The sequence below is a fragment of the Arthrobacter sp. 05T410 genome (assembly GCF_056396505.1).
In genome coordinates this window covers 330,446-342,622 of sequence record NZ_JBFTLP010000002.1, presented here as the reverse complement: position 1 = coordinate 342,622, position 12,177 = coordinate 330,446, and the positions used below count along the sequence as shown (strand labels likewise).

Annotated in this window: 10 protein-coding genes; 3 read left to right on the top strand and 7 right to left on the bottom strand. The window is 67.9% G+C overall.

Going from position 1 to position 12,177, the window contains the following annotated elements; all coding sequences use genetic code 11:
- From AC1DFR_RS03975 to AC1DFR_RS03960, 4 genes are all read right to left on the bottom strand, one after another.
- Positions 1 to 801: a CoA transferase subunit A gene (locus AC1DFR_RS03975; RefSeq protein WP_476856466.1), complete on the bottom strand. Its 801-nt coding sequence runs from the start codon at positions 799 to 801 to the stop codon at positions 1 to 3.
- A 19-nt stretch (positions 802 to 820) separates the two neighbouring features.
- Positions 821 to 1,984 carry an acyl-CoA dehydrogenase family protein gene (locus AC1DFR_RS03970; RefSeq protein WP_223914042.1) on the bottom strand — a complete coding sequence of 388 codons (1,164 nt, stop codon included), beginning with the start codon at positions 1,982 to 1,984 and terminating at the stop codon, positions 821 to 823.
- 104 nt (positions 1,985 to 2,088) lie between these two features.
- Positions 2,089 to 4,314, bottom strand: coding sequence for an acetyl/propionyl/methylcrotonyl-CoA carboxylase subunit alpha (locus AC1DFR_RS03965; RefSeq protein WP_476872771.1), 2,226 nt, complete (start codon positions 4,312 to 4,314; stop codon positions 2,089 to 2,091).
- A 7-nt stretch (positions 4,315 to 4,321) separates the two neighbouring features.
- A complete protein-coding gene (locus tag AC1DFR_RS03960) occupies positions 4,322 to 5,929 on the bottom strand; it encodes a carboxyl transferase domain-containing protein (protein WP_476872770.1) in 1,608 nt (535 codons plus the stop codon).
- Positions 5,930 to 6,089: 160 nt separating this feature from the next.
- Between AC1DFR_RS03960 and AC1DFR_RS03955 the strand changes: the two genes are divergently transcribed.
- Complete coding sequence (locus AC1DFR_RS03955) at positions 6,090 to 6,761, top strand: SACE_7040 family transcriptional regulator (RefSeq protein ID WP_476856469.1); 672 nt, start codon at positions 6,090 to 6,092, stop codon at positions 6,759 to 6,761.
- A gap of 236 nt (positions 6,762 to 6,997) precedes the next feature.
- Here the strand turns inward: AC1DFR_RS03955 and AC1DFR_RS03950 are convergent, their stop codons facing one another.
- The 3 genes from AC1DFR_RS03950 to pdhA are packed head-to-tail and all read right to left on the bottom strand — an operon-like array spanning position 6,998 to position 10,601.
- Positions 6,998 to 8,416 (bottom strand): dihydrolipoamide acetyltransferase family protein, encoded by a 1,419-nt coding sequence (locus tag AC1DFR_RS03950; protein ID WP_476872769.1) that lies wholly within the window; start codon positions 8,414 to 8,416, stop codon positions 6,998 to 7,000.
- On the bottom strand, positions 8,413 to 9,423 hold the full coding sequence (locus AC1DFR_RS03945) for an alpha-ketoacid dehydrogenase subunit beta (RefSeq protein ID WP_476872768.1): 1,011 nt from the start codon (positions 9,421 to 9,423) through the stop codon (positions 8,413 to 8,415). Before AC1DFR_RS03945 ends, AC1DFR_RS03950 begins: the two co-directional genes overlap by 4 nt.
- On the bottom strand, positions 9,423 to 10,601 hold the full coding sequence (gene pdhA / locus AC1DFR_RS03940) for a pyruvate dehydrogenase (acetyl-transferring) E1 component subunit alpha (protein ID WP_374706662.1): 1,179 nt from the start codon (positions 10,599 to 10,601) through the stop codon (positions 9,423 to 9,425). The genes AC1DFR_RS03945 and pdhA overlap by 1 nt, the downstream gene beginning before the upstream one ends.
- A gap of 195 nt (positions 10,602 to 10,796) precedes the next feature.
- Here pdhA and AC1DFR_RS03935 point away from each other — a divergent pair, with 195 nt between their 5' ends.
- A complete protein-coding gene (locus AC1DFR_RS03935; RefSeq protein WP_026266622.1) occupies positions 10,797 to 11,270 on the top strand; it encodes an Lrp/AsnC family transcriptional regulator in 474 nt (157 codons plus the stop codon).
- A 135-nt stretch (positions 11,271 to 11,405) separates the two neighbouring features.
- Positions 11,406 to 12,119 carry a hypothetical protein gene (locus AC1DFR_RS03930; protein ID WP_476872767.1) on the top strand — a complete coding sequence of 238 codons (714 nt, stop codon included), beginning with the start codon at positions 11,406 to 11,408 and terminating at the stop codon, positions 12,117 to 12,119.
- Positions 12,120 to 12,177: the final 58 nt, after the last annotated feature.

Sequence of the window (12,177 nt, the reverse complement as noted above, 5' to 3'; positions counted from 1 at the left end):
CTAGGCTCCTGCCTGCTCTGGCGACAGTTTTGGTGCGCCGGAGGCACCGGTGGCCACCGCAACCGTCCGCTTCTCAATGCGTTTCTCACCCTGCGGGGCGAGAACCACGCGCTGGACGAAGATCCCCGGGACATGGACGTGCTCCGGGTCCAGCTCCCCCGGCTGCACGAGCTCCTCGACCTCGGCGATGGTGATCTTCCCTGCCATGGCGCACAGCGGGTTGAAATTCATGGCCGTGGCGTGGAAGACGAGGTTGCCGTGGCGGTCACCCTTCCAGGCGTGCACGAGCCCGAAGTCCGGTGTCAGCGATTCCTCCAGCACGTACTCGGCGCCGTGGAAGCTGCGGACTTCCTTGGGCGCGGAGGCAATCGCGACGTTGCCCTCGGCGTCGTACTTCTGCGGCAGGCCGCCGTCGGACACCTGGGTGCCGACGCCGGCCGGGGTGTAGAACGCCGGGATACCCGCGCCGCCGGCGCGCAGCTTTTCGGCCAGCGTGCCCTGCGGGGTGAGGACCACCTCCAGCTCGCCGGAAAGGTATTGCCGGGCGAACTCCTTGTTCTCCCCCACGTAGGAGCTGATGGTGCGCCGGATCCGGCCGTCCTTGAGCAGGATCCCGAGGCCCCAGTCGTCGACGCCGCAGTTGTTGCTGACGGTTTCCAGGTCCGTGGCACCGCGCTCATGCAGGGCCTCGATCAGCGTCACGGGAATGCCGCACAGCCCGAACCCGCCGACGGCGAGGGAGGCGCCGTCGTGAATGTCCGCGACAGCCTCGGCGGCGCTGGCAACAACTTTGTTGATCATCGGTGATCCTTCCGGCCGGCTACAGTCCCAGTTCGCGGGCGATCAGCATCAGCTGGACCTCCGTGGTGCCCTCGCCGACTTCAAGGATCTTGGAGTCGCGGTAGTGGCGCGCCACGGTGAATTCGTTGATGAAGCCATAGCCGCCGAACACCTGGGTGGCGTCCCGCGCGTTGTCCATGGCTGCCTCGCCTGCGACCATCTTAGCGATGGCCGCCTGCGTCTTGAACGGCTTGCCGGCAAGCATCCGGGCGGCCGCGTCGTAGTAGGCCAGGCGGGCCGTGTGGGCGCGGGCTTCCATCCGGGCGATCTTGAATGCGATGGCCTGGTATTTGCCGATGTTCTGCCCGAACGCGCTGCGTTCCTTGGCGTATTTCACCGACTGGTCCACGCAGCCCTGGGCCGCGCCGACGGCCAGGGCCGCGATCGCGATCCGGCCTTCGTCCAGGATGGAGAGGAAGTTGGCGTAGCCGCGGCCCTGGGTGCCGAGCAGGTTCTCCTCGGGGACGTGGACGTTGTTGAACGTCAGCGGGTGGGTGTCCGAGGCGTTCCAGCCGACCTTGTTGTAGGCCTTTTCCGCTGTGAAGCCCGGAGTGTTGGTGGGCACCAGGATGGTGGAGATTTCCTTCTTGATGCTGCCGTCCGCGCGTTCCTCCTGGCCGGTCACCGCGGTGACGGTGACGAGCCTGGTGATGTCCGTGCCGGAGTTGGTGATGAACTCCTTGTTGCCGTTGATGACCCACTCACCACCGCCCAGCTTGGCGGTGGTCTTGGTGCCGCCGGCGTCCGAGCCGGCTTCCGGCTCGGTCAGGCCGAAGCCGGCGAGCGCCTTGCCGGAGGCCAGCAGCGGCAGCCATTCCTGCTTCTGCGCCTCATTCCCGAAGCGGTGGATCGGCATCGCACCGAGCGAGACGCCGGCCTCGAGGGTGATCGCGACAGACTGGTCCACCCGGCCGAGCTGTTCCAGGGCCAGGGCCAGGGCGAAGTAGTCCCCGCCCATGCCGCCGAACTCTTCCGGGAAGGGCAGGCCGAACAGGCCCATGTCCGCCATCTGGGAGACGACCTCGTAGGGGAAGCTGTGCTCTTCGTCGTGCTTGGCGGAGACCGGGGCCACCACTTCGTCGGCGAATTCGCGGACGGTGTCGCTAAGGATCTGGTAGTCCTCGCTGAGTTCAAAATCTGCCATGGGGTGACTCCTGTTTCTGAGGTACATCTGTGGTCTGTTGAAAGGTGTTGGGTGTGCCGGGGTTGGTGAGCCGGGGTGGAGGCGGTGGGATCAGTGCGGTTCCGTCATTCGGCCGCGCCCATCGCGATGACGGCTTCCTCGATCGTGTCCTCCGCTTTCGAGGGTTCAGTCGGAACAGCGGGGTGGATCGTTGCCACCACCTGATCGGCCTTGACGAGGTCGCCGGAGCCGACGCTGATGTGGACGGTTCCGTCCAGGGGCGCCACGAGCTGGTGCTCCATCTTCATGGCTTCCACTGAGAGCAGGACCTGGCCGGCCTCCACGGTGTCGCCGTTGCCGACGGACACCGACACCACGGTGCCGGGCATCGGCGAGCGCACCGCCGGGTCGGCGGCGCCTTCCTCGCGTTCGATCGCGGCCAGCACCCGGGCGAGCCGGGTCTCCCGCGTGAGCACCTCGAGCCGGCAGGACCAGCCCTCGTTGCCGAGGAACACTTCCGTTGGCATCGGGTTGCCGGGGCCAGGGGGGACGGGCCCGCGGTGGACAGGCGCCAGCGCGTAGCTGCGGGATTCGTCGCCCAGAGTCAACTCCGCGGTGCCTCGCTTGGTGGACCGAAATGATGCCGGGCGTCGCGGGCCGCCGTTGACTGCCACGGTCGCCGTCCCCCGCGCCAAGGAGCCGGATACCTGCACCGTGGCGATACCGCCGTCGGGGGTCCCCAGGCTGATCCGGCGCGGGGCAGCTGCACCGAGCCGCCACCCGCTACCGAGATGCCAGGGGTCTGTCCCGGCGTCCTGCGTTTCATGCTCGTGCATCGCAGCGGCGAAGACGGCAGCAGCGGCCACCTCGAAGTCGCCCGGGTGCCGGAAGGAGAACTCCGGCATTTTCCGTTCGATCAGGCCGGTGTCGAGCCGTCCGGCGCGGACGTCGGCGTCGTTGATCAGCAGCCGCAGGTATTCGACGTTGGTGTCGATGCCCAGCGCGGTATACCCGGCGAGCGCCTCATCGAGGGTGTCCAAAGCCTCAGCCCGGTCCTCGCCCCACGCGATGACCTTGGAAATCATCGGGTCGTAGCTGCTCGAGATTTGGAGGCCCTCCAGCAGGGCCGAGTCGACACGGACCTTGCCACTCGCGGTGTCCGGCAGTTCGTCCAGCAGCACGACCTGTCCGATGGACGGCAGGAAGTTCTTCTCTGGCACCTCAGCGTAGACGCGTGCCTCCACCGAGTGGCCGGTCAGCACGACGTCGGCCTGGGTCACCGTGAGTTCCTCGCCGGCGGCGATGCGCACCTGCCATTCGACGAGGTCAATGCCGGTGACCATCTCGGTGACGGGGTGTTCGACCTGCAGGCGGGTGTTCATCTCCATGAAGAAGAACTCGTCCGGGGCGGCGTCCGAGACCAGGAATTCCACGGTCCCGGCGCCGGAGTAGTGGACGCTGCGCGCGGCCTGGCAGGCGGCTTCGCCGATCCGGGCGCGGATCTCCGCCCCGTCGGGCAGGGATTCCAGCAGCGGGGACGGTGCTTCCTCGATGACCTTCTGGTGGCGGCGCTGCAGCGAGCACTCGCGCTCCCCGAGGTGGATGACGTTGCCGTGGTTGTCCGCCAGGATCTGGACCTCGATGTGCCGCGGGGTGAGCACGAGCCGTTCCAGGAACAAGGTGTCGTCGCCGAAAGCACTCGCGGCGACCCGGCGTGCGGTGGCCAGGGTGGCTTCCAGGTCCTCGGCGCGTTCGACGATGTGCATGCCCTTGCCGCCGCCGCCGGCGGAGGGCTTGATCAGCAACGGGAAGCCGACGCCGGCCGCGGCCTCGATCAGCTGCGCGTCGGTCATGCCGGGTTCAGCGATGCCCGGGACCACGGGGACGCCGTAGCCGGTGACGTGGTTCTTGGAGCGGATCTTGTCGCCCATGACGTTCAGGGATTCGACGCCGGGGCCGATGTACGTGATGCCGGCGGCTTCGAGGGCGCGGGCAAAGTCGACGTTCTCGCTCAGGAAGCCGTAGCCGGGGTGCACGGCCTCGGCGCCGGTGTCGCGGCAGGCCTGGATGATGGCCTCGATCTTGAGGTAGCTCTCGGTGGCCGCGGCGGGCCCGATCCGGACCGCCAAGTCGGCTTCCCGCACGTGCCGCGCGTCGGCGTCGGCGTCGGAATAGACGGCGACCGAACGGATGCCCAGGGCGCGCAGGGTCCGGATGACGCGGCAGGCGATTTCGCCGCGGTTGGCGACGAGCACGGTGCCGAACAGCGGGGTGCCGGTTGTGGGGGTGGCTGGAGGAGTGGCCACGGAAGGCGTGGTGGGCGAAGAGATGGTCGGCGAAGAAAGGTTCATGGCTGGCTCACATCCGGAAGAGGCCGAAGGAGGTCTCCGGCAGCGGGGTGCGGGAGACGACGTCGAGCGCCAGTCCCAGGACGGTGCGGGTGTCCGCGGGGTCGATCACGCCGTCGTCCCAGAGGCGGGCGGTGGAGTAGTAAGGGCTGCCCTGGTCCTCGTACTGCTGCTTGATGGGGGCCTTGAAGGCTTCCTCGTCCGCGGCGGACCATTCCTCGCCGCGGGCCTCGTACTGGTCCCGCTTCACGGTGGCGAGCACGCTGGAGGCCTGGTTGCCGCCCATGACGGAGATCCGCGACGCCGGCCACATCCAGAGGAAGCGCGGGGAGTAGGCGCGTCCGCACATTGAGTAGTTGCCGGCGCCAAAGGACCCGCCGATCACGACCGTCAGCTTGGGGACCCTGGCGGTGGCGACGGCGGTGACCATCTTGGCGCCATTCTTGGCGATGCCGCCCTGCTCGTAGTCCTTGCCGACCATGAAGCCGGAGAGGTTCTGCAGGAAGATCAGCGGGATGCCGCGCTGGTCGCACAGTTCGATGAAGTGCGCGCCCTTGAGCGAGGACTCGCTGAACAGCACGCCGTTGTTCGCCACGATGCCCACCGGGTGGCCGTGCAGCTTGGCGAAGCCCGTGACCAGGGTGGTGCCGTAGTTCTTCTTGAACTCATGGAACCGGCTGCCATCGACCAGCCGGGCGATGACCTCACGCACGTCGTACTGGGCGTTGACGTCCGTGGGCACGGCACCGTAGAGCTCATCCGGGTCGGCAACGGGCTCGACGACGGTGTCCACGTCCCAGACTGGCGCGGCAGGCTTCGGCAGGGTGGAGACGATGTCCCGGACGATCTGGAGGGCATGCTCATCGTTCTCGGCCAGGTGGTCCGTGACCCCGGAGATCTTCGAGTGCACGTCGCCTCCGCCGAGTTCCTCCGCCGTGACGATCTCGCCGATCGCGGCCTTCACCAGCGGCGGGCCGCCCAGGAAGATGGTGCCCTGGTTGCGGACAATCACGGTCTCGTCGCTCATCGCCGGAACGTAGGCGCCGCCGGCGGTGCAGGAGCCCATGACCGAGGCGATCTGCGGGATCTTCGCCGCGGACATCCTCGCCTGGTTGAAGAAGATCCGGCCGAAGTGTTCCTTGTCCGGGAAGACCTCGTCCTGCTTGGGCAGGAACGCCCCGCCGGAGTCCACGAGGTAGATGCAGGGCAGCCGGTTCTCCAGGGCGATTTCCTGCGCGCGGAGGTGCTTCTTCACCGTCATCGGATAATACGTGCCGCCTTTGACCGTGGCGTCGTTGGAAATGACCAGCACCTGGCGGCCGTGCACCAGCCCGATGCCGGCAATGACGCCGGCACCGGGCGAGTCGCCGTCGTACATGCCGTCCGCGGCCAGCGGGGCGATCTCCAGGAAGGGGCTGCCATCGTCGAGCAGCTGGTCAATGCGCTCGCGCGGCAGGAGCTTGCCGCGCGCCACGTGGCGTTCCCGGGACTTCGCGGGCCCGCCCAGCGCGGTGGTGGCGAGCCGTTCCCTCAGCTCGCCGGCCAGCCCCAGTTGGGCCTCCCGGTTCGCGGCGTAGGCGGTGCTCGTCGCATCCACCCGGCTGGCGATTGTCTCCATTGACTGTTTCCGTTCCCTGACCTGCGCGGACTTGCGCGCCGGAGCGGCAACTCAGGCCGCCCGACTATTTCGGTTAGTACCGCATAACTGAGATTTAGGTTAGTCTCTATTAACTGTGATGTCCAACACAGGGATCATTTTGTAAAGAGGGGATGCGCCGGTGACCGAGCCCAGCCAGACTGCCCAGCTTCCGTCAGCGCAGGCAGCCCCGCCCCAGGCAGCCTCAACCCAGCGCAGCCAGGCCAAGGCGAACAGACGGCAGGCCCTCCTGTCCGCCGCCGCTGCGCTCTTTGCCCTGGAGGGCTTCAACCGCGTTTCCCTGGAGGATCTCGGGGCCGCGGCCGGCGTCAGCGGCCCGGCGGTCTACCGTCACTTCGCCGGCAAGCAGGCCGTCCTCGGCGCCCTGCTGCTCAGTGTCAGCCAGGACCTGCTCGACGGCGGCCGCAGGGTGGTGGCCGATTCCGACGGCGATCTGGCGGCGTTGGGCGGGCTGGTGGCCTTCCACGTCGACTTTGCGCTGAGCAACCCGGACGTCATCCGGGTCCAGGACCAGGACTTCAGCAACCTGGCCGGCGAGGACCAGGCCGAGGTCCGCACGCTTCAGCGCAACTATGTCGAACTCTGGGTGGACGTGCTGGCCGGACTGCACGAGGGCACGGAGGCCGCCGAACTGCGGATGCGCGCGCATGCCACGTTCGGGCTGATCAACTCGACCCCGCACTCGGTGCGCAGCCACGGGCGCCGGATCGGGGTCCGCCGCGCGAGGCCGCTGCTGGAAAGCATGGCGCTGGCCGCGCTCCTGGCACCGGCCCCCACCGAGCCGCTCGGCTAAGCAACTCCCCCGCCCCGGGCGCCCTCCCGGGTCCACCGGTCCACGTGTCCACCGCCCACGTGCCCACCCCAGAGGGACTTTGGCACGGACACGCCGTCAACGGGGCCGCCGCCGTCGAAATTGTCCTCCATACGCCCCGGGACGGCGACAACCCCGCCCAAAGTAGCCCGCACACCACGAAGCTGCCGGCTGCCCCTTCCTTTCGGACGGGGCAGCCGGCAGCTGTGTAGAGGGACCTAGACCATCGCGAGGACCATGCCCGGATCGGCCAGCATGGCGCCGAGGTCCTGGAGGAACCGCGAGCCCTGCTCGCCGTCGACCAGACGGTGGTCGAAAGACAGGCTGAGCGTCATGACCTGGCGCAGCGCGACCTCGTCCTGGTACTCCCACGGCATCTTCCGGACCGCACCGAGGGCCAGGATGGCTGCCTCGCCCGGATTCAGGATGGGTGTGCCGGCGTCAATGCCGAAGACGCCGATGTTCGTGATGGAGATCGTGCCGCCGGAGAGCGCCTCAGGGCTTGTCTTCCCGGCCCGGGCCGTGTCCGTCAGTTCCGTCAGGGCCGAGGAGAGATCCATGAGGGACATCCGGTCCGCGTCCTTGATGTTCGGAACCGTCAGCCCCCGCGGGGTCGCGGCCGCGATGCCCAGGTTCACGTAGTTGAACTGGACGATCTCCTGGTTGGCCTCGTCCCAGTGGGCGTTGAGGGTCGGGTGGTTGCGCAACGCAATCAGCACGGCCTTGGACACGAGCGTCAGCGGGGTGAGCTTGTACCCGGCGAACGCGCGACTGGCCTTGAGCCGCGCCAGCAGCTCCATCGTGGGCGTGACGTCGACGGTCAGGAACTCGGTGACGTGCGGCGCGGTGAAGGCACTGGCCACCATGGCGGCGGCCGTGAACTTCCGCACGCCCTTGATCGGCGTGCGGGTCTCGCGCTCGCCCGGGGCCTGGACAAGCCCTGCGGCCTGCGCCGTCGCACCGGCGGGCTCCTGGGCGGCCGCGGGCAGGTCCCCGCCGCCGACGAAGTTCAGCACATCGTCGCGGGTGATGAGCCCGCGCTCCCCGGTACCGGGCACGGCCTCAAGGTCGACGCCGAGATCCTTGGCCAGCTTGCGCACCGGAGGCGTGGACCGCGGGCGCTCCCCCGCCGCGGATGCCGCCGAGGTTTCGACCGGGTTGGATTCGGCCGGCGCAGAGACGGCCGGTTCAGCAGCACGTGCTGGTGCCACCGGCTCTGCCGCGACGGCCGGAGGGGCCGCCGGGGCCGCGAAGGTGCGGGCGCGGCGGGCCGGACGGCCGGACGCTTCCAGGACCGCGCCATAGCCCACGAGGTTCGGCTCACGCTTGCCGCCTGCGGCCCCGTCCGCACCAACACCGCCGCCGGAACCGGCGGCGCCGTCGTCGCCCTCGATCTCAAAGGAGACGATCGGCTTCCCGACCTCAACAACGGTGCCGGGCTGTTCGTGCAGGGCCGCGACGACGCCGGCAAACGGCGAGGGCAGCTCGACGACGGCCTTGGCCGTCTCTACCTCGGCGATGATCTGGTTGAGGGTGACGGTGTCCCCTACCGCGACCTTCCAGGCGACGATTTCCGATTCCGTCAGTCCCTCGCCGAGGTCCGGGAGCCTGAATTCCTTGATCATGGTGGCGCTCATCCTTCCAGCCCGCTGAGGGAGTTGGGGCGGCCGAGGGCACGGTCGACGCCGTCGAGAATCCTGTCAAGGCCCGGCAGGTGGTGCATTTCCAGCTTGGAGTAAGGGTAGGGAACATCGAAGCCGGTCACGCGGACGGGAGCGGCCTCGAGGTGGTAGAAGCAGCGCTCGGTGATGCTCGCGGCGACTTCGGCGCCGAGGCCGCCGGACTGGCTGGCCTCGTGCGTGATGACCAGACGGCCGGTCTTGCGGACCGAGGCCTCAAGGGTGGCGAAGTCCAGCGGTGCCAGCGAGCGCAGGTCGATGACCTCAACCGAGATGCCTTCGTCGGCGGCCGCCATGGCGGCGTCGCGGGCGGTCTTGACCAGCGGGCCATAGGCCACGAGGGTGACGTCCGTGCCCTCGGTGACAACACGGGCCTTTTCCATGGACAGGGCAGAGCTCAGGTCGACGCCCTCGTCCACCTCGCCCTTGTCGTGGTAGCGCCGCTTGGGCTCGAAGTACAGGACGGGATCGTCGGAGGCGATGGCTTGCTGGATCATGGTGTAGGCGTCCTGGGGGTTGGACACGCTGATCACGCGCAGCCCCGAGGTGTGGGTGAAGTAGGCCTCGGGCGATTCCGAGTGGTGCTCCGGCGAGCCGATGCCGCCGCCGAACGGGACGCGGATGGTGATGGGCATCTTGACCGCGCCCTGGGTGCGGTAGTGCATCTTGGCGACCTGGCTGACGATCTGGTCGAACGCCGGGTAGATGAAACCGTCGAACTGGATCTCCACCACCGGACGGTACCCGCGGTATGCCAGGCCGACGGCGGTGCCCATGATGCCCGATTCGGCGAGCGGGGTGTCCACGACGCGGTGCTTGCCGAAGTCTTTCTGCAGCCCGTCGGTGACACGGAAGACACCGCCAAGGGCGCCGATGTCCTCGCCCATCAGGACCACCTTGGGATCGTTTTCGAGGGACTTGCGCAGGCCCGAATTGATGGCTCGGGCAAAGGTCATCTGCGTCATCAGCGTGCACCTTCTTCAGAAGCGGCTTCTGCGGGATCACCGAAGGAAGCCAGGTAACGGGAGTAGTGCTCCTGCTGGCGGTCCAGCCAGGAGTTGGGCGTGCTGTACACGTGCTTGAAGATATCCAGCGGCTGCGGCTCGGGCATGTTGATGGTGCCGGCCCGGAGTTCCTTGGCCACTGCGTCAGCTTGCGCGGCGACGGCGGCCTCGAGGTCCGCGGTCAGCAGTCCCTTGCGCTCGAGCAGCGACTTCATCCGGCTGATCGGGTCCTTGGCGGCCCAGTCCTCGAGTTCGTTGGCATCCCGGTAGCGGGTGGGGTCGTCCGCCGTCGTGTGCGGGCCCATCCGGTAGGTCACGGCCTCGATGAAGGTGGGGCCGCCGCCGCGCCGGGCACGGTCCAGGGCAATGCGGGTGGCTGCCATGACGGCGAGGACATCGTTGCCGTCGACCCGCATGCTGGGGATGCCGAAGCCTGAGGCGCGGTCCGCGAGCTGGATGTGCGACTGCAGCCGGACGGGTTCGGAAATGGCCCAGTGGTTGTTCTGGCAGATGAAGACGACGGGCGCCTGGAAGCTCGCGGCGAAGACCATGGCTTCGTTGACGTCGCCTTCGCTCGTGGCGCCGTCGCCGAAGTAGGCCACGGCGACACAGTCGGCGCCGTCGTTCTGGATGCCCATGGCGTAGCCCGTGGCGTGCAGGCTCTGCGCGCCGATGATGATCTGCTGGGTGGCAACGTTGACGGTGAACGGGTCCCAGCCGGCGGAGGCGTTGCCACGCCAGGCACGGACGAGGTCCTCCGGCTTCACTCCCCGGCAGTAGGCGACACCGTTGTCGCGGTAGCTCGGGAAGACAAAGTCGTCCTCGCGGAGGGCGCGGGCCGAGCCGATCTGGGATGCTTCCTGGCCGAGCAGTGGCGGCCACAGTGCCAGTTCGCCCTGCCGCTGGAGGGCCGTGGCTTCAGCATCGATCCGGCGGATGACCACCATGTCCTCATAGAGCGCGCAGAGCTGCTCATCGCTGACGTCCTGGAGCCAGGGATCGAACTCGGGATGGCTGATGCGCTCGCCCGCCGGGGTGATGAGCTGGACGAGGTCGCCGCCCGTCCGCCTCATAGAATTTTCACTGTTTCCGGGGCCCCCGGCGGCAATGCCGCCCTTGCCCGCGTCGTCGGTAAACACTGTTGTCCGCACCTTCTGACGTCGTCTGACCGGAACTCGCAGGACTCGTGATCCCGCGGCGCGCCAGCCGCCCGGGCGCCGTTGCCCCGGATAATTGTGACCCTACTCACAATGCTCATCGGGTACAACCACCCGCAAAAATATTGAGCATTATGCACTGTTTGGCGTTCGCCAACCGTGCTAATCTTGCGCATTATGCAAACCTTGGATGGCACTGACACCCGCCTGCTTTCGGCCATGGCGCGGGACCCCCGGCGGACCGTGGTTGCCCTCGCCCAGAAGCTCGGACTCTCGCGCAATACGGTGCAGGCCAGGATGGCCCAGCTGGAGAAGAAGCACGTGTTCCTCTCCTTCGAGCGGCGGATCAACCCGGTGTCCCTGGGGTACCCGCTGATGGCTTTCATCTCCGTCCACGTCCAGCAGCAGAAGCTCGGACCCCTCGCCGTCGAGCTCGCCGGGATTCCGGAAATCCTGGAGGGCTACGGCTTGACGGGCTCGGCCGATCTGCTCCTGCGGGTGGTGGCGCTCGACGCCGAGGACCTGTTCCGGATCAACGGCAAGATACTGGCCTGCGACGGCGTGGACCGGACCGATACCGCACTGGCGATGGGCGAGCTGATCCCGTTCCGGATCCAGCCCCTGCTGGAGCGCGGATCCGCCGATAACTGATCCGCTTTTCATCTGTGCCGTGGGCGGCCGCGGCGCTAGGCTGTGTCCGTTGGGTCCCCCTGAGTCCTTGGGTCCGCGCACGCGGCCCAGTGCAACAGGCAGTGGCTTGTCTGGACTGCCGGAAAGGCTTGAACCGTGAGCAGTCCCGAGGAACCGCCCCGCCCGGTACCGCCGCAGCCCGGGCATGAGCCTGCAGCCGGCCACCCGGCGCCCGGCCAGCCGCCCATTCCGTACTACGCCCCGCCGCCCGGGCCACCCGCCGACGCCGCGGTGCCCAACTACGCGGCACCCAGCTACCCGCCACCCGCGACCGGCGCGGCACCCAGCTACCCGCCACCCGCCGACGGCGCACCTCCGTACTACGGCGGTCCGGGGCAGCCGCCGCCCTACTACGGCGGCGCCGCCCTGCCGCCCCCGAAAAAGAGCCGCAAGGCCCTGTGGATTGTCCTCGGGATCGTCGGCGGTGTGCTCCTGCTGGTAAGTGCCGGCGCCGTCGTCCTGCTCAACGTGGTGGGCGGAGCCACCAACCAGGCACGGGGCATCGCTGACGATTTCACGAAGATGCTCATCGCCGGTGAGGTCAGCACCGCCTACGAGAAGTACCTGGATCCGGCCCTCATGCGGAAGATTTCGCCGGAGGAGTTCGCCGCGGGGGTGCAGAGCCTGGAGCTTGACGGCAGCTGTAAACCGAACTTTTCAAGCCTCAACGTCAGCTCCAACAACGGCTCCAACGCCGCCGACGTGGCCGGAACGATCGACTGCGACACGAAAAGTGTGGAGCTGGCCTACCGTTTCGAGGGCCACKACGAGCTGAAGATGGTGAACATTCGGCTGAGGCCTCAGCGCTGACGTCGAAAAACCCTGTCGAAGCGCCCATCCACAGGAGAAGCTCCCGTGCTGCTGCACG

Excerpts from the sequence above, each read along its gene's own strand:
- AC1DFR_RS03945 (WP_476872768.1), bottom strand. The coding sequence starts at position 9,423 with ATGACGCAGATGACCTTTGCCCGAGCCATCAATTCGGGCCTGCGCAAG.
- AC1DFR_RS03950 (WP_476872769.1), bottom strand. The coding sequence starts at position 8,416 with ATGAGCGCCACCATGATCAAGGAATTCAGGCTCCCGGACCTCGGCGAG.
- AC1DFR_RS03975 (WP_476856466.1), bottom strand. The coding sequence starts at position 801 with ATGATCAACAAAGTTGTTGCCAGCGCCGCCGAGGCTGTCGCGGACATT.
- AC1DFR_RS03935 (WP_026266622.1), top strand. The coding sequence starts at position 10,797 with ATGCAAACCTTGGATGGCACTGACACCCGCCTGCTTTCGGCCATGGCG.
- AC1DFR_RS03960 (WP_476872770.1), bottom strand. The coding sequence starts at position 5,929 with ATGGAGACAATCGCCAGCCGGGTGGATGCGACGAGCACCGCCTACGCC.
- AC1DFR_RS03970 (WP_223914042.1), bottom strand. The coding sequence starts at position 1,984 with ATGGCAGATTTTGAACTCAGCGAGGACTACCAGATCCTTAGCGACACC.
- AC1DFR_RS03965 (WP_476872771.1), bottom strand. The coding sequence starts at position 4,314 with ATGAACCTTTCTTCGCCGACCATCTCTTCGCCCACCACGCCTTCCGTG.